A 22,579-nucleotide genomic window follows, 5' to 3' on the forward strand; every position below is an offset into this window, starting at 1 on the left:
AGCTGCAAGCTGCAAGCAAGAGCGGAACAGGGCCAGGCGGCGCAACCAAGCTTTTTCTTGCTACTTGCTACTTGCTACTTGCTACTTGCTACTTGCTACTTGCTACTTGCTACTTGCGACTTGCTACTCGCGACTTCCAACGTGAAGCCCAAAGGTTGGCAACCCGCTCCCAGGCACGGATAATGCCCAGTTTTTCCACCTGCGCATCCAAGCGCTGCACCGCGCTTGCGGTCGAAAAGAGACCCCCATGAAAGACACCATTCGCCAGCTGATCCAGCAAGCCCTCACCCAACTCGTCACCGACGGTGTGCTGCCTGAAGGGCTGTCGCCGGCGATCCAGGTGGAAAACGCCCGGGACAAAACCCACGGCGACTTCGCCAGCAATATCGCGATGATGCTGGCCAAGCCGGCCGGCATGAAGCCGCGCGACCTGGCGGAAAAACTGATCAACGCCCTGCCGGCCAGCGCCGATATCAGCAAGGTCGAGATCGCAGGCCCTGGCTTCCTCAATTTCTTCCAGAACACCGACGCCCTGGCCAACCGCCTGGACGCTGCCCTGGCCGACGCCCACCTGGGCGCGCGCAAGGCCGGCCCGGCGCAAAAAGTGGTGGTCGACCTGTCGGCCCCCAACCTGGCCAAAGAGATGCACGTCGGCCACCTGCGCTCGACCATCATCGGTGACAGCGTGGCGCGGGTGCTGGAGTTCCTGGGCGACACCGTCATTCGCCAGAACCACGTGGGCGACTGGGGCACCCAGTTCGGCATGTTGATGGCCTACCTGCAGGAAAACCCGATCACCAGCGATGAGCTGTCGGACCTGGAAAACTTCTACCGCGCGGCCAAGCAGCGTTTCGACGAGTCCGAGGCATTCGCCACCCGCGCCCGCGGCCTGGTGGTCAAGCTGCAGGCCGGTGACCCGGAATGCCTGGCCCTGTGGACACGCTTCAAGGACATTTCGCTGTCGCACTGCCAAAAGACGTATGAACTGCTCAACGTCAAGCTGACCATGGCGGACGTGATGGGTGAAAGCGCCTACAACGACGACCTGGCCAATGTCGTGGCCGACCTCAAGGCCAAGGGCCTGCTGGTCGAAGACCAGGGCGCCCAGTGCGTGTTCCTCGACGAGTTCAAGAACAGCGACGGCGACCCGCTGCCAGTGATCGTGCAGAAGGCCGACGGCGGTTACCTGTACGCCACCACCGACCTGGCCGCCGTGCGCTACCGCAGCAATGTGCTCAAGGCCGACCGTGCCCTGTACTTCGTCGACCAGCGCCAGGCCCTGCACTTCAACCAGGTGTTCGAAGTGGCCCGCCGCGCAGGCTTCGTCGGCCACCCGATGCAAATGGAGCACATGGGCTTCGGCACCATGAACGGCGCCGATGGCCGCCCGTTCAAAACCCGCGACGGCGGCACCGTGAAGCTGATCGACCTGCTGACCGAGGCCAAGGAAAGGGCCTACGCGCTGGTCAAGGAAAAGAACCCGAGCCTGGCCGACGACGAACTGCGCCGCATCGGCGAAGTGGTGGGTATTGGCGCGGTGAAGTACGCCGACCTGTCCAAACACCGCACCAGCGACTACAGCTTCAACTTCGAGCTGATGCTCAACTTCGAAGGCAATACCGCGCCTTACCTGCTGTACGCCTATACCCGTGTAGCTGGCGTATTCCGCAAGCTGGGCAAGCGCTTTGACCAAGCCGATGGCAAGATCGTGCTGCAGGCCGCCCACGAGCAGGACCTGGCCGCACGCCTGGCGCAGTTTGGCGAAACCCTGAACAGCGTTGCCGAGAAAGGCACACCGCACGTACTGTGCAGCTACCTGTACGACCTCGCCGGCCTGTTCTCCAGCTTCTACGAGAACTGCCCGATCCTCGCCGCTGAAACTCCCGAGCAGCAACAGAGCCGCCTGCGCCTGGCCGCCCTGACTGGCCGCACCCTCAAACAAGGTCTGGAACTGCTCGGCCTGGAAACCCTGGAGCGCATGTAAGTTGGCTGCCAAGAAAAAACCCGCACCCAAACGCGGCGCCAGCCGCCAGACAGCGCCAGCCAAACAGCCGATCCCCGGCTGGGTATGGCTGGCGGTCGGCCTGACCGTTGGCGCGTTCATCGTGTTCCTGATGAAGCTCGAACCCGGCGGCGATGACATCAAGCGGGCCAAACCCGAGCAGCAGAAGGCCGACAAAGTGGCCGAAGCCAGCAAGCCTGCCCAGGCCACACCGCAACAGCCGGTGAAACCGAAGTACGACTTCTACACCTTGCTGCCAGAGTCGGAAGTCATCGTGCCGCCAGAGGCCGTACCGGAGAAAACACCCCCGGTCCCGGCTCAGCCGGTCACACCGGTTACCCCCGCTGAAGCGGCGAAAATCGACACGGCGCGGGCCCAGGCAGCACTGCTTGGCCAAACCCCGCCTCCGGCCCCGCCAGTGATCAAGCCGGCAGCGACCACCCAGTACTTCCTGCAGGCGGGCTCGTTCCGCAAACAGGCCGACGCCGACAAGGTGCGGGCCCAGATCATTCTGCTGGGGCAGTCAGTGAAGGTGGAGTCGGGTACGGTCAAGGAAGAAACCTGGTACCGCGTGATGGTCGGCCCGTTCAGCAACCGCGAACAGCTGACCGGTGCGCAGAAACAGCTCGCCGGCGCTGGTTTTGCCAACCTGTTGCTGCAACAGCGCCAGACCCGCCAGTAACCTTTGAACGGGGCGCTGTGCGCCCCCGTCAGACTTGAGCCGCCCCGGTGCAGCGGCCTTGCCTAGCGACAGGGCTGCAAAGCAGCCCTTGCCCTCTCAGCCCCGCCCCGCGTTGCGCTCGGACACCTGGCTATTGAGTGTCCAGAAGTCGTACAGCACCCCTACCAGGAACAGGCCACCGGTCAGGAAGTAGATGATCGCGGTCACCCACTTGCCCTGATACAGCCGGTGCAGGCCGAAGACGCCGAGGAACGTCAGCAGGACCCAGGCGATGTTGTAGTCGATGCGCCCAGACTGGAACCTCAGGTCCGCCTCGCGGTCCATGGCCGGGATCAGAAACAGGTCGATCAGCCAGCCGATACCCAGCAGGCCGAAGGTGAAGAACCAGAGGGTGCCGGTTATCGGCTTGCCGTAGTAGAAACGATGCGACCCGGTGAAGCCGAAAATCCACAGCAGGTAGCCGATGGTCTTGCTGTGCGTGTCGTGGTAGGGCGTTCCCTGTTGATAACTGTTCATGCCTAGCCCTCGTGGGTTATGGAAAAATTTTCTAAGAAAAAATGTGACTTTTTTGTCACAGGCCGACGTATGGCACCCTGCCAATCGACCAACGGATCATAAATTGATCAAAAAGCTGTTATAAAGTTGCGCGCCCAACACATAACTATTCATAAGAGCTTCATCTATGCCGCTTTTACTCAAGACATGGCTGACCCTCTGCCTATTATTGCCCCTGGCCGCCCACGCCACCAATCGTGAGCAACGTCTTCCCAATGGTTTCACCGGCTACACCAGCAATGCCGCCGTGAGGCATGCAGCGGTCAAGCAGACTGCGCCCCATGCTCGCACTGTCAGCGCCGCCAGCACGCGCGGTAGCAAGGTGGCCGCGATGTCGCCCAAGCAGAGCAGCGATGTGCTCAGCCGCGCGGTCAATGTACTTGGTACCCCCTACGTTTGGGGTGGCAGCAGCCCGAAAAAGGGCTTTGACTGCAGTGGCCTGGTCAAGTACGCCTTCAACGACGTGGCCAACGTAGACCTGCCACGCACCTCCAATGCCATGGCCCAGGGCCATGGGGTGAAAGTGGCCAAGGGCGAGTTGAAGCCAGGGGACCTGATCTTCTTCAACATCAAAAGCCGGCGGGTGAACCACGTGGCCATCTATCTGGGCAACGACCGTTTCATCCACGCGCCACGCCGCGGCAAGCGGGTGAGCATCGACAACCTGAGCAAGCCTTACTGGCAGAAGCATTACGTGGTCGCCAAACGGGTGCTGCCGAAAGAGCAGCAGCTGAGCCTGGCCAAGCGCTAAGATTTTTCCACCTGCAATGGCCCGATCGCCGGCAAGCCAGCTCCCCCACAAATCTGTAGAACTGTGGTGAACCTGTGGGAGATCACACAGCCCTACGGGCTGCGCTGTCGCACAGGGAACTCGATTCGTAACCGCGACGCGGCCTGTGTGGGAGCGGGCGTGCCCGCGAAGCAGGCGACGCGGTGGCAGGCACCGGCGATGCCGGTGTTCGCGGGCACGCCCGCTCCCACAAAGACCCCGCTAAATCAATAAGTTATGTACTGTTCTATGAGAGCTGGCTTGCTGGCGAGAGAGCCTGTAGAGGCACTAGCAATCGTCAACCAGGCCTTTCTCTCGCAACCCACGCAATGCCCCTTCCATCGTCCGCATCCCTTGCGCACCACCCGCCTGCATCACCGAACACAACTGCGCCATCCGCCCCTCGCGCACCAGGTTGCGCACCGCCGGCGTCGCCACCAACACTTCCCGCGCTGCAACCCGCCCACCGCCCACGCGGCGTACCAGCACCTGCGCCACCACCATTTGCAACGACTCCGCCAGCATCGCCCGCACCAACGGCTTTTCATCGGCTGCAAATACCTCCACCAGCCGCTCGATGCTGCTGGCCGCCGAGCGCGCATGTACCGTCGCCAGCACCAGGTGCCCGGTCTCGGCCGCTTGCAAGGCCAGGCGAACGGTCTGCAGGTCGCGCAACTCGCCGATCATGATCACGTCCGGGTCCTGGCGCAGCGCGCTGCGTAACCCCTGGGCAAAGCCGCTGCTGTGGCGGCCGACCTCGCGCTGGTTGACCAGGCTACGCTGGCTGCTGTGGATAACTTCAACAGGGTCTTCCAGGGTAATGATGTGCAGCGCCTTTTCGCGGTTCAGCTGGTCCAGCAACGTTGCCAGTGTGCTGGACTTGCCACTGCCGGTCGGCCCACCCACCAGCACCAGACCATCGCGGTACTGGACCACCGCCTGAAACACATCGGTCAGCGCTAGCTCATCCAGCGTGGCAATACGCCCTGGGATCAGGCGGAAGGTCGCCGCAGGCCCATTCAGCTGGCGAAACAGGTTCACGCGAAAGCGCCCTAGGGCAGGCAGCGCCAGCGCCAGGTCCAGTTCAGCCCCTTGCGCCCACTGCTCGCGCTGCGTGTCATCGAGCAGGGTTGCCATGCCCTCGACCAAGGCGCCCGCGGCGAGCGGCGGCATGGCCATGCGCTGCAGCTCGCCGTCCAGGCGCAGCATGGGTGTCTGGCCGGCCGCCAGGTGCAGGTCCGAAGCCTGCACCGCCACGGCCCGTGCCAACAGGTCGGTCACATCCATGAGACTCCCCAAAGGCTTTCAAGTAGGTAGAATGCCGCAAACCCAACACTAGCCGGCCACCCTTCATGTCCACCCTAGCAGACAACCTTTCCGCGATTTCCGCCCGTATCGCCAGTGCTGCACAGGCAGCCGGGCGTGAGCCGGCCAGCGTCCAACTGCTGGCCGTGAGCAAGACCAAGCCAGCCGCTGCGATCCGCGAGCTGTACGCCGCTGGCGTGTGCGATTTCGGGGAAAATTACCTACAGGAAGCCCTGACAAAGCAGCAGGCACTCGGCGACTTGCCCTTGATCTGGCACTTCATTGGCCCCATTCAATCGAACAAGACCAAAGCCATTGCTGAGCATTTCGACTGGGTGCATTCCGTGGACCGCCTGAAAATCGCCCAACGCCTTTCAGAACAGCGCCCTGCCGGGCTGGCACCGCTGAACATCTGCCTGCAGGTGAACGTCAGTGGCGAAGACAGCAAGTCCGGCTGCGCCGCCGCCGAACTGCCGGCCTTGGCCAAGGCCGTGGCGGCCCTGCCCAACCTGCGCCTGCGCGGGCTGATGGCGATCCCCGAACCCACCGACGACCGCGCCGCTCAGGAGGCCGCCTTCGCCAGCCTGCGTAACCTGCTGGAACAGCAGCACCTGGGGCTGGACACCTTGTCCATGGGCATGAGCCACGACCTGGAAGCGGCCATTACACAAGGTGCGACCTGGGTACGCATCGGTACCGCCCTGTTCGGTGCCCGCGCCCCACTTAACCCCGGCCAGGGCTGATGGCATGCTTTACTCACTCTTTTCCACAAGGACCTGACATGAGCAAGACTCGTATTGCCTTTATCGGCGCCGGCAACATGGCGGCCAGCCTGATCGGAGGTCTGCGTGCCCAGGGCCTGGACGCCTCGCAGATTCGCGCCAGCGATCCGGGCGCCGAGACCCGCAGCCGCATCCAGGCCGAACACGGCATCGAAACCTTCGAGGACAATGCCCAGGCCATCGACGGCGCCGACGTGATCGTGCTGGCGGTCAAGCCACAGGTCATGAAAGCGGTTTGCCAGGCCCTGCAACCCAGCCTGCGTGATGGCCAACTCATCGTTTCCATCGCTGCCGGTATCACCTGCGCCAGCCTGCAAAGCTGGGTGGGCGCGCGCCCCGTGGTGCGCTGCATGCCCAATACCCCCGCGCTCCTGCGCCAGGGCGTGAGCGGCCTGTACGCCACCGCCGAGGTGTCGGCCGCACAGCGCGAGCAGGCCGAGCAACTGCTGTCGGCGGTAGGCACGGCCCTGTGGCTTGAGCAGGAACAGCAACTGGACGCCGTGACCGCGGTTTCCGGCAGTGGCCCGGCCTACTTCTTCCTGCTGATCGAGGCCATGACTGCCGCAGGCGAAAAGCTTGGGCTGCCGCGTGAAACCGCCTCGCAACTGACCCTGCACACGGCCTTGGGCGCTGCACGCATGGCGGTTGCCAGCGATGTCGACGCCGCCGAACTGCGCCGCCGTGTCACCTCGCCCGCCGGCACCACTGAAGCGGCGATCAAGTCGTTCCAGGCCAGCGGCTTCGAAGCGATCGTCGAGCAGGCCCTACAGGCTGCCGCGACACGCTCCGCCGAACTGGCCGAACAACTGGGCAAATAAGGAGTTATCGATGAATGCACTCTCCGGCGCCGCGATTTTCGTGGTGCAAACCTTGGTCAGCCTGTACCTGGTGATCGTGTTGCTGCGCTTCGTACTGCAGCTGGTCAAGGCCGATTTCTACAACCCGCTGTGCCAGTTCGCGGTGCGCGCCACCCAGCCGCTGCTCAAGCCGATCCGCCGCATCATCCCCAGCATTGGCGGCCTGGACACCTCGTCGCTGCTGCTGTCGGTGCTGATCCAGGCGCTGCTGATGGCCTTCGTGCTAATGGTCACCTATGGCACCTTCGGTGACGTCCTGCACTTGCTGATGTGGGCGATCATCGGCATTACCTCGCTGTTCCTGAAGATCTTCTGGGTGGCGATGATCGTGATGGTGATCGTTTCCTGGGTTGCGCCCAACAGCCACAACCCCGCCGCCGAACTGGCCTACCAGATCAGCGAGCCGGTGCTCGCCCCCTTCCGCCGCATCGTGCCCAACCTGGGCGGCATGGACATTTCGCCGATCTTCGCCTTCCTGGCGATTCAGGTGATCCAGTCGTTCGTCATGCCACCGCTGGCTGCCTATGCCGGCATGCCCCAGGAGCTGTGGCGGATGATCTGACCCCGCATGCACCCAGCGGCAAGCCTTTGCTTGCCGCTGGGGGTAGCGCTCTTTAGACTTACGCCTCCGTCAAGCGTGAGCAGGGTCGATGTCCACTGTCTTTCCCGAAGATTCCGTCGGTCTGGTAGTACCGCAAACCGCCCGGTTCGATGAACCGCTGGCGCTGGCCTGCGGCCGCTCCCTGGCCAGTTACGAGCTGGTCTACGAGACCTACGGCACCCTCAATGCCAGCGCGAGCAATGCCGTGCTGATCTGCCATGCGCTGTCTGGCCACCACCATGCCGCCGGCTACCATGCTGCCACCGACCGTAAACCGGGTTGGTGGGACAGCTGCATCGGCCCTGGCAAGCCCATCGATACCAACCGTTTCTTCGTGGTCAGCCTGAACAACCTCGGCGGTTGCAACGGCAGCACCGGCCCCAGCAGCGTCAACCCGGCCACTGGCAAACCCTACGGCGCCGAGTTTCCGGTACTGACGGTGGAAGACTGGGTGCACAGCCAGGCGCGTCTGGCCGATCGCCTGGGCATCCAGCAGTGGGCAGCCATCGTTGGCGGCAGCCTGGGTGGCATGCAGGCGCTACAGTGGACCATGACCTACCCGGAGCGCGTGCGCCACTGCGTCGACATCGCCTCGGCACCGAAACTGTCGGCGCAGAATATCGCCTTCAACGAAGTGGCACGCCAGGCCATCCTCACCGACCCTGAGTTCCACGGCGGTTCGTTCCAGGACCAGGGCGTGATCCCCAAGCGGGGCTTGATGCTGGCGCGCATGGTCGGCCATATCACCTACCTGTCCGATGACTCGATGGGTGAAAAATTCGGCCGCGAGCTCAAGAGCGACAAGCTCAACTATGACTTTCACAGCGTCGAGTTCCAGGTCGAGAGCTACCTGCGCTACCAGGGCGAGGAGTTTTCCGGGCGGTTCGATGCCAACACCTACCTGCTGATGACCAAGGCGCTGGACTACTTCGACCCGGCTGCCGCCCACGGCGGCGACCTGGCAGCCACCCTGGCCAACGTCAAGGCGGACTACTGCATCATGTCGTTCACCACCGACTGGCGCTTCTCCCCGGCCCGTTCGCGTGAAATCGTCGACGCCCTGATGGCAGCGCGCAAGAACGTCTGCTACCTGGAGATCGACTCACCTTATGGGCACGATGCCTTCTTAATCCCCACACCTCGCTACATGCAGGGTTTTTCGAACTACATGAACCGCATTGCCATCTGAGGACAGCATGAGAGCCGATCTGGAAATCATCCACGACTGGATCCCCGCCGGCAGCCGGGTACTCGACCTGGGCTGCGGCAGCGGCGAACTGCTGGCCTCGCTACGTGACCGCAAGCAGGTCACCGGCTATGGCCTGGAGATCGACCCCGACAACATCGCCGCCTGCGTGGCCAAGGGCGTGAACGTCATCGAGCAAGACCTGGACAAAGGCCTGGGCAACTTCGCCAGCAACAGTTTTGACGTGGTGATCATGACGCAGGCCCTGCAGGCCGTGGAGTACCCTGATCGCATCCTCGACGAGATGCTGCGCGTGGGCCGCCAGTGCATCATCACCTTCCCCAACTTCGGGCACTGGCGTTGCCGCTGGTACCTGGCGACCAAAGGCCGCATGCCGGTATCGGACTTCATGCCCTATACCTGGTACAACACCCCGAACATTCACTTCTGCACGTTCGCCGACTTTGAAGAGCTGGTGCATGAGCGCCGCGCCAAGGTGCTCGACCGCCTGGCGGTCGACCACCTGCACCGCAATGGGTGGGGTGGCCGGCTTTGGCCTAATCTTCTGGGTGAGATCGGCATCTACCGCGTCAGCAGCCCTAACCTGCAAGAGCGCCAGCTGGCGGTCTGACGCACACCGGGGAAAGCGCCCCATGCGTCGCCCCGTGCGCAGCAGCCCGCTAGGGTTCAAGCAGAGTATCGAAACCGGCGGCATCAGCAACTCCCTCAGTTTCAACCAGGAAGTGTTCCCAGGCGAATGATGAATTTCCAGCAACTCGTATTGGCCAGCCACAACGCCGGCAAACTCAAGGAACTCCAGGCCATGCTCGGCCACTCGGTGCAACTGCGCTCGATTGGCGAATTCAGCCAGGTAGAGCCGGAAGAAACCGGCTTGTCGTTCGTCGAGAACGCCATCCTCAAGGCGCGCAACGCTGCACGTATTTCCGGCCTGCCGGCCTTGGCCGACGATTCCGGCCTGGCCGTGGACTTCCTCGGCGGTGCGCCGGGTATCTACTCGGCGCGCTATGCCGATGGCAAGGGTGACGCGGCAAACAATGCCAAGCTGCTCGACGCACTGAAAGACGTGCCAGAAGCCGAGCGCGGTGCACAGTTCGTCTGTGTGCTGGCACTGGTACGCCACGCGGATGACCCGCTCCCGATCCTCTGCGAGGGCCTGTGGCAAGGGCGCATTCTGTTCCAGGCCAGTGGCGAGCATGGCTTTGGCTATGACCCACTGTTCTGGGTGCCCGAACGCAACTGCTCCAGCGCCGACCTGGCACCTGTGGACAAGAACCAGCTCAGCCACCGCGCCCGCGCCATGGCCCTGCTGCGCCAACGCCTGGGCCTGGCATGATCGCAACACTGGCTACCCCTGGCGCGGCGGGCTTTCCCAGCCTGCCGCCGCTGGCGCTGTACATCCACATTCCGTGGTGCGTGCGCAAATGCCCTTACTGCGACTTCAACTCCCACGCGGCCGGCCCTGAGCTGCCGGAAGACGAATACGTCGCGGCGCTGTTGACCGACCTGGACCAGGAGCTGGCGGCGGTGCAAGGCAGGCCGATCAGCTCGATCTTCTTCGGTGGCGGTACGCCCAGCCTGTTCAGTGCAGGCGCCCTGGGCCGCCTGCTGCGCGGCGTGGAGCAGCGCATACCGTTCGCAGCGGACATCGAGATCACCCTGGAGGCCAACCCGGGCACCTTCGAGCAGGACAAGTTCAAGGCCTACCGGCAAACCGGCATCAACCGCCTGTCCATTGGCGTGCAGAGCTTCCAGCCGGCCAAGCTGCAGGCCCTGGGGCGCATCCACAATGGTGACGAAGCCGTCCGGGCAGCCGGCATGGCGCGCGCGGCCGGGTTCGACAACTTCAACATGGACCTCATGCACGGCCTGCCCGACCAGTCGCTGGAAGACGCCCTGGGCGACCTGCGCCAAGCCATGGACCTGGGGCCCACGCACCTGTCGTGGTACCAACTGACCGTCGAGCCCAACACGGTATTCTGGAACCAGCCGCCGGAGCTGCCCGAGGACGACATTCTCTGGGACATCCAGGAAGCCGGCCAGGCGCTGATGGCCGGGCATGGTTTTCGCCAGTACGAGGTCTCGGCCTATGCTCAGGCCGGCCGCGCTGCGCGGCATAACCTCAACTACTGGCGTTTTGGCGACTTCATCGGCATCGGCGCCGGCGCCCACGGCAAACTGACCTTCGCTGACGGCCGTATCCTGCGCACCTGGAAGACTCGCTTGCCCAAGGACTACCTGAACCTGGCCAAACCGTACAAAGCCGGTGAGAAGCTGCTGCCAGTCGACGAGTTGCCGTTCGAGTTCCTGATGAACGCCCTGCGCCTGACCGATGGCGTGGAAGCCCAGCTGTTCACCCAGCGCACCGGCTTGCCGCTGGAGCAGTTGCGCGAAGCCCGTCGGGCAGCCGAACAAAAGGGCCTTTTGCAGGTCGAACCGGATCGACTGGTGGCCACGCCAAGGGGCCAGCTATTCCTCAATGACCTGCTGCAGTATTTCTTGACCTAAGGATGACCCATGGATCTGGTACTTGATCTGCTCGCGACGGTTTCCCGCTGGAGCCGCGGCAACCTGTCAGAAATTTCGCTGGCCTTGGTAGGCTGCCTGCTGGTGCTGTTCGGCAGCGACGTCAAAGGCTGGGCCGAACAACGGCTGGGCAGCCTGGGTGGCGCCCTGCGCGTACCGTTCATGGCGGTGATGGTGATGGTCGGCAGCGGCGCGGCACTGATCTATGCCACACCCTGGGTGGTGAAGGGGCTGAGCCAGTTCAACAACTACGCACTGGCGCCGGTGCTGCTGGTGGTCGTGGTGCTGATTGGCGTAGTGGCCGACCGGCGCGGCTGAGACACAGCCTGGGGCTGAACGCTTGTGGGACATTCTGTCTTGCCCAGTTTCTGGAAGCTGGCGCGATCACTGTAGGAGCGGGTTTACCCGCGAAGAGGTCGGCACTGCCAGCAGAAGGCTTGAGATAGCCGGGGCTGCTTTGCAGCCCATCGCGACACAAGGCCGCTCCTACACCGATCGCGCTAGTCGATCAGCGCAGGAAACAAGCGGGGCGCAGATTCTAAAAGCTGCCCCGGCAAACCAGGGCAGCCCTACCACTTGACTAGCCTTTAACGGGCGTCATCGAAGTGGTCGCGCATGAAGTCCCGAACGGTCTTGAGCAAGATCAAAATCCGGGCGAGCCTCCAGACAACCCGACCCATCACTGAATGGACTCTCACAGGAGCAGCTAGATGATACCCGGTCTACTTGACCGAGACTGCTAACTGCTTCGACACACTTGATGCCGGGTATTTCCGCACATTGACCCTGCTTCTGAAGGTGCCTATGATCACCTGACTGTGTAGAGCTTTCAGTGAAGCCTTGAAGCGAAGGATACTCAGTCCTTTTGCTCACACAAAAAACCGCTCATCTCAGAGCGGTTTTTTTTGGCCTGCATTTCTACAGGCCTCAGCGTACCGAAAGGCCGATTCAGCCGATCAGTCCACCTTCTCGAACTTCAAATCCCACACCCCATGCCCCAGCCGCTCGCCGCGGCGTTCGAACTTGGTGATCGGGCGCTCTTCGGGGCGCGGCACGTAGGTACCGTCTGCTGCGCGGTTGCGATAGCCCGGCGCAGCGCTCATCACTTCCAGCATGTACTCGGCATACGGCTCCCAGTCGGTGGCCATGTGGAACACGCCACCGGGCTTGAGCTTGCGCCGCACCAGCTCGGCGAACTCCAGCTGCACGATACGGCGCTTGTGGTGGCGCGCCTTGTGCCAAGGGTCGGGGAAGAACAGCATCAGGCGGTCGAGGCTGTTGTCGGCCACGCAGCGGTTCAACACTTCGATGGCATCGCAGTCATACACCCGCAGGTTCTTCAAACCCTGGGTCAGCACACCGTTGAGCAACGCACCAACACCGGGACGGTGTACTTCTACACCAATGAAGTCCTGCTCCGGCGCGGCGGCGGCCATTTCCAGCAGGGAATGCCCCATACCGAAGCCGATCTCCAAGGTACGCGGCGCGCAACGGCCGAATACCTGGTCGTAGTCCACCGGGCTGTCGGCCAACGGCAGGATGTACAGCGGGCCGCCTTGGTCCAGGCCGCGTTGCTGGCCTTCGGTCATGCGCCCTGCACGCATCACGAAACTCTTGATGCGGCGGTGTGGGCGCTGGTCGCCGTCGGCGGCGATCGGCGTATCTTGCGAATCAGTCATCTGGGGCTCTTACTTGATCAGACCATCCAGCGGCGAAGAGGCGCTGGCATAGAGTTTTTTCGGCATCCGGCCGGCCAGGTAGGCCATGCGACCGGCGACGATGGCGTGCTTCATGGCTTCGGCCATCAACACCGGCTGCTGGGCGTGGGCAATGGCCGAGTTCATCAGCACCGCCTCGCAGCCCATTTCCATGGCGATGGTGGCGTCGGAAGCGGTGCCCACGCCGGCATCGACCAGCACCGGGACTTTCGATTCTTCCAGGATGATCTGCAGGTTGTACGGGTTGCAGATACCCAGGCCCGTGCCGATCAGGCCGGCCAACGGCATCACCGCGATGCAGCCCGCCTCAGCCAGCTGGCGGGCAATGATCGGGTCATCGCTGGTGTAGACCATCACGTCGAAACCATCCTTGACCAGCACTTCGGCGGCCTTGAGGGTTTCGATCACGTTGGGGAACAGGGTCTTCTGGTCCGCCAGCACTTCGAGCTTGACCAAGGTCCGCGACTCGTGGGACTTGTAGCCTTGCAGCAGCTCGCGGGCCAGGCGGCAGGTACGCACGGCCTCGGTGGCGTCGAAGCAGCCTGCGGTATTGGGCAGGATGGTGTACTTGTCGGGCGACAACACGTCGAGCAGGTTCGGCTCGCCCGCATTCTGGCCAAGGTTGGTCCGGCGCACGGCCACGGTGACGATCTCGGCACCCGAGGCCTCGGTAGCCAGGCGGGTCTCTTCCATGTCACGGTATTTGCCGGTGCCGACCAGCAGGCGCGACTGGAACGTGCGCCCGGCCAGAATGAAGGGCTTGTCGCTGCGAACGTTGCTCATCGTTGTTCCTCGGGAAAAGGTTGCAGGGCTTGCTTGTGAACCACCAGGCTGCTGTCAGCCGCCACCGATCGCGTGGACCACTTCGACCTGGTCGCCGTCGTTCAGCAGGGTGCTCTCGTGCTGGCTACGCGGCACGATATCCAGGTTCAGTTCCACGGCAATGCGGCGCCCACTGAGCTCCAGGCGCGTCAGCAGGGCTGCAACGCTCTCGCCGGCAGGCAGTTCGTAAGGTTCACCGTTCAGTTGAATGCGCATGCGCACGGCCACCATTATTCTTTGGGGCCCGCATTCTAGCGCCGAACCGCCCCGCAACCCAAGGGCGGTGCGCGCCATTAGTCGCGATTGTGGACCAGCTGGTCAGCCCAGCCGCCAGGCCGCCAACCCCAGGCATAGCCAGCCGGCCAGGAAGCACAGGCCGCCGATCGGGGTGATGATGCCCAGCTTGGTCAGGCCGCTGAGGGCCAGCAGGTACAGGCTGCCGGAGAACAGCACGATACCCACCGCAAACAGCCCACCGGCCCAGCCCACCAGGCGCCCGGGCAGGTGCGCCGAGAGCACGGCAAGCGCAAGAATCGCCAGCGCATGCACCAGTTGGTAGGTCACGCCGGTGTGGAACACCGCCAGGTAGTCGGCCGTCAGCCGGTTTTTCAGGCCGTGGGCGGCGAAGGCACCCAGTGCGACTCCGGTAAAGCCGAAAAAGGCGGCAAGCATCAGGAAGCTGCGAAGCATGGGACGACTCCTTGGATCGGGTCTGTATAATGGCCCCTTCCACCCGTACGGCCAAGCCATCGTCATGCTGCCATCCCTTATTCGCCGCCTCTTCCGTGCCCTGCTCTGGTTCGCTGCCTGCAGCATCGTGCTGGTGCTGGTGTTCCGCTGGGTGCCCCCGCCCGGCACGGCGCTGATGGTCGAGCGCAAGGTGCAATCCTGGGTCAATGGCGACCCCATCGACCTGCAGCGCGACTGGGAGCCTTGGCAGAACATCTCCGATGAACTCAAGGTCGCGGTCATTGCCGGCGAAGACCAGAAGTTCGCCAGCCACTGGGGCTTCGACATCCCGGCTATCCAGGCTGCGCTAGCCTACAACGAACGCGGCGGCAGCATTCGTGGCGCCAGTACCCTGACCCAGCAAGTGGCCAAGAACCTGTTCCTGTGGTCGGGGCGCAGCTGGTTCCGCAAAGGGCTGGAAGCCTGGTTCACGGCTCTGATCGAACTGCTCTGGTCCAAGGAACGCATTCTCGAGGTTTACCTGAACAGCGCCGAGTGGGGCAAAGGCGTATTCGGCGCCCAGGCAGCGGCGCGCTATCACTTTGGTGTCGATGCCAGCCAGCTCACCCGCCAGCAGGCAGCGCAACTGGCCGCAGTATTGCCCAGCCCGATCAAGTGGAGTGCCAGCCGGCCGAGCGCCTACGTGGCAAGCCGTGCCGGATGGATTCGTCGGCAAATGAGCCAGCTGGGTGGCCCCAGCTACCTGATGCAGCTCGACTCATCCAGAAAGCTTTGAATGCAGTGCCGGCTTAAATGAAAAAGCCGCTCGCTCCGTCGGAGCCAGCGGCTTTTCTGTGCAACAAAGGCCCGATCAGGCTGCGATCAGTGCCTTGACCTTGTTCATCGCATTCTTCTCCAGCTGGCGAATCCGCTCAGCCGAAACGCTGTACTTGTCTGCCAGCTCATGCAGCGTGGCCTTCTCTTCAGCCAACCAGCGCTGGTAGAGAATGTCGCGGCTGCGCTCGTCCAGCCCCTGCAGCGCTTCGTGCAGGTTGCTGGTGGAGTTGTCGCTCCAGTCGGCATCTTCCAGTTGCACCGCCGGGTCGTACCGGTGGTCTTCCAGGTAATGCGCAGGGGACTGGAACGCGCTGTCGTCGTCAGCTTCCGCTGCCGGGTCGAACGCCATGTCCTGCCCGCTGAGGCGGCTCTCCATCTCGCGCACTTCACGCGGCTCGACGCCAAGGCTCTCCGCCACGCGATGCACTTCGTCGTTGTTCAACCAGGCCAGGCGCTTCTTCTGGCTGCGCAGGTTGAAGAACAGCTTGCGCTGGGCCTTAGTGGTAGCCACTTTGACGATGCGCCAGTTGCGCAGGATGAACTCGTGGATCTCGGCCTTGATCCAGTGCACGGCGAACGACACCAGGCGCACGCCCATTTCAGGGTTGAAGCGTTTGACGGCCTTCATCAGGCCAACGTTGCCTTCCTGAATCAGGTCAGCCTGGGCCAGCCCATAACCAGCATAGCTACGGGCGATATGTACGACGAAACGCAGGTGGGCCATCACCATTTGACGAGCGGCCTCGACATCCTGCTGATAATAGAGACGCTCGCCCAGATCACGCTCCTGCTCGACCGTCAGCAGCGGGATGCTGTTGACCGTGTGCACATAGGCTTCCAGGTTTGCACCGGGTACCAAGGCATAGGCAGGTTGCAACGATGTGGTCATTCAAGAACCTCCGACTTACTAGACTCGCGCTTTTTGGGCGCTGCCAACATTGACCTGGAACGACGGTACAAGTTCCATCGTGAACAAAATGTCAATGCTGGCCTGTAAAAACTATCGCGGTGCCAGCTCGTTCAAGTGGCGGGCGACTGCAATCCATGCACCGATATACCCCAACAACACCGCTCCGATCAAGAGCGACAGACCATCGGACCCCGGCACTCCGCCCAGGGCGAAGTCACTGCCGTATAGCCCGGAAAGCCCTACCACCGCCTCGTTCAGCCAGTTCAGGCCAAACGCCAGGATCCCCCACGCCAGCAGCCCTGCACCCAGGCCATACAATGCGCCCATGTACAGGAAAGGCCGGCGTACGTAGGCGTCGGTGCCGCCGACCAGCTTGATCACTTCGATCTCGATGCGGCGGTTTTCGATATGTAGACGAATTGTGTTACCGATTACTAACAGCAGTGCAGAAATAAGCATCACCGCCAGACCGAAGACGAACCGGTCACCCAGCTTGAGGATCGCCGCCAGCCGCTCGACCCAGACCAGGTCCAGTTGCGCCACATCCACCCGCGGCAGCTCTGCAAGGCGCTGACGCAAGGCTTCAAGGGCGGGCTTGTCGACCTCGGTCGGGGTGACTACCACCACACCTGGCAGCGGGTTTTCCGGCAGCTCGCGCAAGGCCTCGCCCAGACCGGACTGCTGCTGGAATTCCTCCAGCGCCTGCTCGCGGCTGACATACTGCGCATCTGCCACGCCGGGCATGCCCTTGATCTCGTCACGCAGCGCCTCGCCATCACGGCTGCCGGCATCCAGCTTGAGGTACAGCGAAATCTGCGCCGCGCGCTGCCACGAACCGCCCAGTTGCTCGACGTTCTTCAGCAACAACGACAGGCCCATCGGCATGCTCAGCGCGACGGCCATCACCAGGCAGGTGAAGAAGCTGCCGATCGGCTGCTTGCCCAGCCGGCGCAGGCTGTCAGCCAGGCTGGCACGGTGGCTTTCCAGCCAGGCGTGCAACAACGTGCGGAAATCCGGGCCATCATCGTCTTCGCCGCGTTTTTTCTTCGCCGGCTGCGGGTCGGCTGGCTTCGGCGCAACGCGCTCGGAAACCTTTGGCGTACGTGTAGTGCTCATTGCCCGGCCTCCCCATCGCCGATCAAGCGGCCGCGCTGCAAGGTCAGCATGCGGTGACGCATGCGCGCAATCAGTGCCAGGTCGTGGCTGGCGATCAAAACCGTAGTACCCAGGCGGTTGATGTCCTCGAATACCCCCATGATTTCTGCGGCCAGCCGCGGGTCGAGGTTACCGGTGGGTTCATCGGCCAGCAGCAGCGCGGGCTGGTGGACGATTGCCCGGGCAATGCCGACCCGCTGCTGCTGCCCGGTGGACAGGTCAGCCGGGAACAGCTCGCCCTTGTCGGCCAGCGACACGCGCTCCAGGGCGGAATCGACGCGCTTGGCGATCTCGGCCTTGGACAAGCCCAGAATCTGCAGCGGCAGGGCAATGTTGTTGAACACCGTGCGGTCGAACAACAGTTGGTGGTTCTGGAACACCACGCCGATCTGCCGGCGCAGGAACGGGATCTGGGCGTTGCTGATCTGGCCCAGGTCCTGCCCGGCCAGCATCAGCTTGCCGCTGGTCGGGCGCTCCATGGCCAGCAGCAGGCGCAGCAAGGTGCTCTTGCCGGCGCCCGAGTGGCCGGTGACGAACAGGAACTCGCCCCGGCGCGCCCGGAAACTCAGCTCATGCAAACCGACATGACCATTGGGATAGCGCTTGGCAACCTGTTCGAATCGGATCATGGTCAGTCTCGCTCGGCGAACAGAGCCTTGACGAAAGGCTCCGCTTCGAAGGTGCGCAGGTCGTCGATGCCTTCGCCGACACCGATGAAGCGGATCGGCAACTTGAACTGCTTGGCCAGGGCGAAGATCACCCCGCCCTTGGCGGTGCCATCGAGCTTGGTCAGGGCCAAGCCGGTCAATTCGACACTCTGGTTAAAGTACTTGGCCTGGCTGATGGCGTTCTGCCCGGTACCGGCGTCGAGCACCAGCAGCACCTCGTGCGGCGCCTCGGCGTCGAGCTTGCCGATGACCCGGCGCACCTTCTTCAGCTCCTCCATCAGGTTGTCCTTGGTGTGCAGGCGGCCGGCGGTGTCGGCGATCAGCACGTCCACGCCGCGGGCCTTGGCGGCCTGCACGGCGTCGAAAATGACCGATGCGGAGTCGGCACCGGTGTGCTGGGCGATGACCGGAATCTGGTTACGCTCACCCCACACCTGCAACTGCTCGACGGCTGCGGCGCGGAAGGTATCGCCGGCGGCCAGCATCACCTTCTTGCCTTCCTGTTGCAGTTTTTTCGCCAGTTTGCCGATGGTGGTGGTCTTGCCGGCGCCGTTCACGCCTACCACCAGGATCACGTAGGGCTTGTTCTGCGCCTGCACTTTCAGTGGCTGCTCGACCGGACGCAGCAATGCCGCCAGCTCTTCCTGCAGCGACTTGTACAGGGCGTCGGCATCGGCCAGTTGCTTGCGGGCGACTTTCTGGGTCAGGTTCTGGACGATGGTCGACGTGGCCTCCACGCCCACGTCGGCGGTCAGCAGGCGCGTTTCGATCTCGTCGAGCAAGTCGTCGTCGATGACTTTCTTGCCCAGGAACAGGCTGGCCATCCCCTCGCCAATGGAGGCACTGGTCTTCGACAGGCCCTGCTTGAGGCGGGCAAAGAAGCCAGGCTTGGCCTGTTCGGCCGGCGCTGCCGCTGGCTCTGGCGCGACCTCCACGGCTGCGGCAGCCACGGCCGGCGGGGCAACCACCTCAGGTGCAGGGCGCTCGGGGATCGCCGGTGGCGCCTTGGGTTCCAGGTCCGGCACCAGCGCTACCGGCTCTTCAGCCACCGGCAGTACCAGGTTGCTGACCGGCGCAGGCTCGGTACGGGCGACGTCCACCACAGCCGCTGGCACCGGCGCAGGGGCCACGGGTTGCGGCGCGGGCGCTACCGACGGCGGGGGAACCAGCGGCTCGGGTTCAGCGGCCGGCAACGGCTGCACAGCGACCGGCGCCGGCGCTTCGGCTGCCGGGGCAGGCGCGGGCGCCTCAGGCTGCGGCGCTTCAGCAGCAGGGGCCTCGACCGGAGCGGCTACAGGTTGCTCGACAGCGGGGGCTTCACTGGCGGGAACGCCAGCGTCCACAGGTTGTTGCGGCTTCTTGCGAAACCAGCTGAACAGGCCTTTCTTTTCACCAGCCTCGGCCGGCGCTTTCTTGTCGTCGTTGGAACCAAACATGGAAGACGGCTATCTCAGGGTAGCGATGCGCCAGCTACGGCGGATCGGGAATTCTCTCTACGCAGAACAGACTATCTTGAAGCCGGCTGGTTCATGCGCAATGTTTTGTCTTAGTGTCCTGTGGGCCAGAACGGCGACAGGCATGGTCGCCAGGCAACCGGATCAGTATCCTAGCACCTCCTGGCCCGTCGACGCTAAACCCAGCGGGCCGCCGAACAGGTTAAACACCGTATGAATGCTCTAGCCCGCCGCGCCGCTGGCCTGTTGCTCGGCACGCTCTGCCTGCCGCTCGCGGCCTTCGCCGCCGATGTGCAACCCACCCACGAATTCATCCTCGACAACGGCCTCAAGGTCGTGGTGCGCGAAGACCACCGTGCCCCGGTGGTGGTCTCGCAGATCTGGTACAAGGTCGGTTCCAGCTACGAAACCCCGGGCCAGACCGGCCTGTCGCACGCCCTGGAGCACATGATGTTCAAGGGGAGCGCCAAGCTCGGCCCCGGCGAAGCTTCACGCGTGCTGCGCGACCTGGGCGCCGAAGAGAACGCCTTCACCAGCGACGACTACACCGCCTACTACCAGGTGCTGGCGCGTGATCGCCTGCCCGTAGCCCTGGAACTGGAGGCCGACCGCCTGGCCAGCCTGCGCCTGCCAGCCGACGAATTCAGCAAGGAAATCGAGGTCATCATGGAAGAGCGCCGCCTGCGTACCGACGATCAGCCCACTGCAAAGGCCTTCGAGCTGTTCCGCGCCATGGCCTACCCTGCCAGCGGCTACCATACCCCGACCATCGGCTGGATGGCCGACCTGGAGCGCATGAAGGTCGAGGAACTGCGCCACTGGTACGAGTCCTGGTATGCCCCCAACAATGCCACGCTGGTGGTGGTCGGCGATGTCACCCCCGACGAGGTCAAAGGCCTGGCGCAGAAGTACTTCGGCAGCATTCCGAAGCGCACCGTGCCACCGGCCAAGCTGCCACTGGAACTCGCAGAACCCGGCCAGCGCCAGCTGACCCTGCACGTGCGCACCCAACTGCCGAGCCTGATCTACGGTTTCAACGTGCCCGGCCTGGCCACGGCCAAGGACCCCCGCACCGTACACGCCCTGCGCCTGATCTCAGCGCTGCTCGACGGCGGCTACAGCGCCCGCATGCCGGCGCGCCTGGAGCGTGGCCAGGAGCTGGTGGCCGGTGCTTCATCCAGCTACAACGCCTTTACCCGTGGCGACAGCCTGTTCCTGATTTCGGCCACGCCGAACGTTCAGAAGCAGAAAACCCTGGCCGACGTCGAGAAGGGCGTGTGGCAACTGCTCGACGAACTGAAGACCACCCCGCCCAGCGCCGAAGAACTGGAGCGCGTACGCGCCCAGGTTATCGCCGGCCTGGTCTATGACCGCGACTCCATCAGCAGCCAGGCCACCACCATCGGCCAACTGGAAACCGTCGGCCTGTCCTGGAAGCTGATCGACAGCGAACTGGACGAGCTCAAGCGCGTTACCCCGCAGGACATCCAGAACGCCGCGCGCACCTATTTCACCCGCGAACGCCTGAGCGTTGCCCATGTACTGCCCGAGGAGTCCGCTCATGAGTGATCGTCGCGCACCACGCCCAACCCTGTTGGCCACCGGTATCCGCGCCCTGGCGCTGGCAGTGGTGCTGGCTGCCCCGGCCCTGGCCGACAACGCCGCCAAGGCCGACAACACTGCGGCCCGGCCGGCCAACACCCTGCAGTCACTGGCCGAGCTGGACGGCAAGGCGCCGAGCCGGCGCCAGCTGAACATCCAGCACTGGAACACCGCCGAAGGGGCACGGGTGCTGTTCGTCGAGGCGCGCGAGCTGCCGATGTTCGACCTGCGCGTAACCTTTGCCGCCGGCAGCAGCCAGGACGGCGGCACGCCAGGCCTGGCTGCCTTGACCAACGCCATGCTCAACGAAGGCGTGGCCGGCAAGGACGTGACCGCCATCGCCGAAGGCTTCGAGAGCCTGGGTGCAGACTTTGGCAACGGCTCCTACCGTGACATGGCCGTGGCCTCGCTGCGCAGCCTCAGCGCCAAGGACAAGCGCGAGCCGGCACTCAAGCTGTTCACCGAGGTCGCCGGCAAGCCGAGCTTCCCTGAAGACGCGCTCAAGCGCATCAAGAACCAGATGCTGGCCGGCTTCGAGTACGAGAAGCAGAACCCTGGCAAAATCGCTGGCAAAGCGCTGTTCACCAACCTCTATGGCGACCACCCCTACGCCCACCCCAGCGATGGCACTACCGAAAGCATCAACGGCATCGGCCTGGCCCAACTGCGCGCCTTCCATGCCAAGGCCTACACCGGTGGTAACGCCGTGATCGCCCTGGTTGGCGACCTCAGCCGCGCCGAAGCCGAAGCCATCGCCGCACAGGTGTCCGCCGGGCTACCCAAAGGCCCGGCGCTGCCCGCGCCAGCGCAGCCGGCCGAAGCCAAGCCCGGCCTGACCCACATCGATTTCCCGTCCAAGCAGACCCACCTGATGCTGGCCGAGCTTGGCATCGACCGCCAGGACCCGGACTGGCCTGCACTGTCGCTGGGTAACCAGATCCTCGGCGGCGGTGCCTTCGGTACCCGGCTGATGAGCGAAGTGCGGGAAAAACGCGGCCTGACGTACGGCGTTTACTCGGTATTCAGCCCGATGCAGGTGCGCGGCCCGTTCATGATCAACCTGCAAACCCGTGCCGAACTCAGCGAGGGCACGCTCAAGCTGGTGCAGGGCATTCTCGCCGATTACCTCAAGACCGGCCCCACCCAGCAGGAGCTGGACGACGCCAAGCGCGAACTGGCCGGCAGCTTCCCGTTGTCCAATGCCAGCAATGCCAGCATCGTCGGCCAGCTGGGCGCCATCGGCTTCTACAACTTGCCGCTGACCTGGCTGGAGGACTTCATGCAGCAGTCCCAGGCCCTCACTGTCGAGCAGGTCAAGGCCGCCATGAACAAACACCTGTCAGCCGATAAACTGGTGATCGTCACCGTTGGCCCGAAAGTGCCACAGAAACCGCTGCCAGCACCCACTGACAAGCCCTCCGAGCAGCCGCTCGGGGTACCGGAGCACTAATGCCAAGATCC

General features: G+C 63.6%; 24 protein-coding genes and 1 pseudogene. 15 read left to right on the top strand and 10 right to left on the bottom strand.

Features of this window, described 5'->3' with window-relative positions; genetic code table 11:
- Positions 1–247 precede the first annotated feature (247 nt).
- On the top strand, positions 248–1,984 hold the full coding sequence (argS, locus tag GYA94_RS16045) for an arginine--tRNA ligase (protein WP_009684939.1): 1,737 nt from the start codon (positions 248–250) through the stop codon (positions 1,982–1,984).
- Between the two features lies 1 nt (position 1,985).
- Entirely contained in the window at positions 1,986–2,684 is a 699-nt protein-coding gene (locus GYA94_RS16050; protein ID WP_047149606.1) for an SPOR domain-containing protein, read from the top strand.
- Between the two features lie 96 nt (positions 2,685–2,780).
- Here the strand turns inward: GYA94_RS16050 and GYA94_RS16055 are convergent, their stop codons facing one another.
- Positions 2,781–3,200, bottom strand: a complete 420-nt coding sequence (locus tag GYA94_RS16055; protein ID WP_009684937.1) for an NINE protein — start codon at positions 3,198–3,200, stop codon at positions 2,781–2,783.
- A gap of 166 nt (positions 3,201–3,366) precedes the next feature.
- Between GYA94_RS16055 and GYA94_RS16060 the strand changes: the two genes are divergently transcribed.
- Positions 3,367–3,990 (top strand): C40 family peptidase, encoded by a 624-nt coding sequence (locus GYA94_RS16060; RefSeq protein ID WP_161892695.1) that lies wholly within the window; start codon positions 3,367–3,369, stop codon positions 3,988–3,990.
- Positions 3,991–4,296: 306 nt separating this feature from the next.
- On the opposite strand, the gene GYA94_RS16065 is transcribed toward GYA94_RS16060, so the two are convergent.
- Complete coding sequence (locus GYA94_RS16065; RefSeq protein ID WP_161892696.1) at positions 4,297–5,295, bottom strand: type IV pilus twitching motility protein PilT; 999 nt, start codon at positions 5,293–5,295, stop codon at positions 4,297–4,299.
- A gap of 65 nt (positions 5,296–5,360) precedes the next feature.
- Between GYA94_RS16065 and GYA94_RS16070 the strand changes: the two genes are divergently transcribed.
- From GYA94_RS16070 to GYA94_RS16110, 9 genes and pseudogenes are all read left to right on the top strand, one after another.
- Positions 5,361–6,056, top strand: a complete 696-nt coding sequence (locus GYA94_RS16070; RefSeq protein WP_161892697.1) for a YggS family pyridoxal phosphate-dependent enzyme — start codon at positions 5,361–5,363, stop codon at positions 6,054–6,056.
- 38 nt (positions 6,057–6,094) lie between these two features.
- Positions 6,095–6,913 carry a pyrroline-5-carboxylate reductase gene (gene proC, locus GYA94_RS16075; RefSeq protein ID WP_110677653.1) on the top strand — a complete coding sequence of 273 codons (819 nt, stop codon included), beginning with the start codon at positions 6,095–6,097 and terminating at the stop codon, positions 6,911–6,913.
- Between the two features lie 10 nt (positions 6,914–6,923).
- Positions 6,924–7,514, top strand: a complete 591-nt coding sequence (locus GYA94_RS16080; protein WP_009684930.1) for a YggT family protein — start codon at positions 6,924–6,926, stop codon at positions 7,512–7,514.
- Between the two features lie 88 nt (positions 7,515–7,602).
- Entirely contained in the window at positions 7,603–8,742 is a 1,140-nt protein-coding gene (metX, locus tag GYA94_RS16085; protein WP_009684929.1) for a homoserine O-succinyltransferase MetX, read from the top strand.
- A 7-nt stretch (positions 8,743–8,749) separates the two neighbouring features.
- The gene (gene metW, locus GYA94_RS16090; RefSeq protein ID WP_054912845.1) at positions 8,750–9,370 is read left to right on the top strand and encodes a methionine biosynthesis protein MetW; all 621 of its coding nucleotides are present in this window, start codon (positions 8,750–8,752) and stop codon (positions 9,368–9,370) included.
- A gap of 37 nt (positions 9,371–9,407) precedes the next feature.
- Positions 9,408–9,500, top strand: a pseudogene (locus GYA94_RS28735) (DUF4426 domain-containing protein); the annotation flags it as partial.
- Positions 9,497–10,093, top strand: coding sequence for an RdgB/HAM1 family non-canonical purine NTP pyrophosphatase (rdgB, locus tag GYA94_RS16100; RefSeq protein ID WP_033690803.1), 597 nt, complete (start codon positions 9,497–9,499; stop codon positions 10,091–10,093). The pseudogene GYA94_RS28735 and the gene rdgB, both read left to right, overlap by 4 nt.
- Complete coding sequence (gene hemW, locus GYA94_RS16105) at positions 10,090–11,265, top strand: radical SAM family heme chaperone HemW (protein WP_161892698.1); 1,176 nt, start codon at positions 10,090–10,092, stop codon at positions 11,263–11,265. The genes rdgB and hemW overlap by 4 nt, the downstream gene beginning before the upstream one ends.
- Positions 11,266–11,274: 9 nt before the next feature.
- Positions 11,275–11,601 (top strand): DUF3392 family protein, encoded by a 327-nt coding sequence (locus tag GYA94_RS16110; RefSeq protein WP_009684924.1) that lies wholly within the window; start codon positions 11,275–11,277, stop codon positions 11,599–11,601.
- A gap of 638 nt (positions 11,602–12,239) precedes the next feature.
- Here GYA94_RS16110 and trmB read toward each other — a convergent pair.
- The 4 genes from trmB to GYA94_RS16130 form a co-directional block, all read right to left on the bottom strand.
- A complete protein-coding gene (gene trmB, locus GYA94_RS16115) occupies positions 12,240–12,962 on the bottom strand; it encodes a tRNA (guanosine(46)-N7)-methyltransferase TrmB (RefSeq protein WP_009684922.1) in 723 nt (240 codons plus the stop codon).
- A 9-nt stretch (positions 12,963–12,971) separates the two neighbouring features.
- Positions 12,972–13,784, bottom strand: a complete 813-nt coding sequence (locus GYA94_RS16120; RefSeq protein ID WP_009684921.1) for a thiazole synthase — start codon at positions 13,782–13,784, stop codon at positions 12,972–12,974.
- A 54-nt stretch (positions 13,785–13,838) separates the two neighbouring features.
- Positions 13,839–14,039, bottom strand: a complete 201-nt coding sequence (gene thiS, locus GYA94_RS16125) for a sulfur carrier protein ThiS (RefSeq protein ID WP_009684920.1) — start codon at positions 14,037–14,039, stop codon at positions 13,839–13,841.
- 102 nt (positions 14,040–14,141) lie between these two features.
- Positions 14,142–14,513, bottom strand: a complete 372-nt coding sequence (locus GYA94_RS16130) for a DUF423 domain-containing protein (protein ID WP_110677657.1) — start codon at positions 14,511–14,513, stop codon at positions 14,142–14,144.
- Between the two features lie 64 nt (positions 14,514–14,577).
- On the opposite strand from GYA94_RS16130, the gene mtgA reads away from it, so the two are divergent.
- Entirely contained in the window at positions 14,578–15,288 is a 711-nt protein-coding gene (mtgA, locus tag GYA94_RS16135) for a monofunctional biosynthetic peptidoglycan transglycosylase (RefSeq protein WP_110677659.1), read from the top strand.
- 75 nt (positions 15,289–15,363) lie between these two features.
- Here mtgA and rpoH read toward each other — a convergent pair whose 3' ends face one another.
- The 4 genes from rpoH to ftsY all read right to left on the bottom strand — a co-directional run bounded on the left by rpoH (position 15,364) and on the right by ftsY (position 19,498).
- A complete protein-coding gene (rpoH, locus tag GYA94_RS16140; protein WP_009684917.1) occupies positions 15,364–16,218 on the bottom strand; it encodes an RNA polymerase sigma factor RpoH in 855 nt (284 codons plus the stop codon).
- 111 nt (positions 16,219–16,329) lie between these two features.
- Entirely contained in the window at positions 16,330–17,355 is a 1,026-nt protein-coding gene (gene ftsX / locus GYA94_RS16145; protein WP_029886166.1) for a permease-like cell division protein FtsX, read from the bottom strand.
- On the bottom strand, positions 17,352–18,023 hold the full coding sequence (gene ftsE, locus GYA94_RS16150; RefSeq protein ID WP_009684915.1) for a cell division ATP-binding protein FtsE: 672 nt from the start codon (positions 18,021–18,023) through the stop codon (positions 17,352–17,354). The genes ftsX and ftsE overlap by 4 nt, the downstream gene beginning before the upstream one ends.
- Positions 18,024–18,025: 2 nt before the next feature.
- Complete coding sequence (gene ftsY / locus GYA94_RS16155; RefSeq protein WP_161892699.1) at positions 18,026–19,498, bottom strand: signal recognition particle-docking protein FtsY; 1,473 nt, start codon at positions 19,496–19,498, stop codon at positions 18,026–18,028.
- A 231-nt stretch (positions 19,499–19,729) separates the two neighbouring features.
- Between ftsY and GYA94_RS16160 the strand changes: the two genes are divergently transcribed.
- The gene (locus GYA94_RS16160) at positions 19,730–21,085 is read left to right on the top strand and encodes a M16 family metallopeptidase (RefSeq protein ID WP_161892700.1); all 1,356 of its coding nucleotides are present in this window, start codon (positions 19,730–19,732) and stop codon (positions 21,083–21,085) included.
- Positions 21,078–22,568: a M16 family metallopeptidase gene (locus GYA94_RS16165; protein WP_161892701.1), complete on the top strand. Its 1,491-nt coding sequence runs from the start codon at positions 21,078–21,080 to the stop codon at positions 22,566–22,568. The genes GYA94_RS16160 and GYA94_RS16165 overlap by 8 nt, the downstream gene beginning before the upstream one ends.
- Positions 22,569–22,579: the final 11 nt, after the last annotated feature.

The organism is Pseudomonas juntendi, assembly GCF_009932375.1.
Taxonomy (GTDB): domain Bacteria; phylum Pseudomonadota; class Gammaproteobacteria; order Pseudomonadales; family Pseudomonadaceae; genus Aquipseudomonas; species Aquipseudomonas juntendi.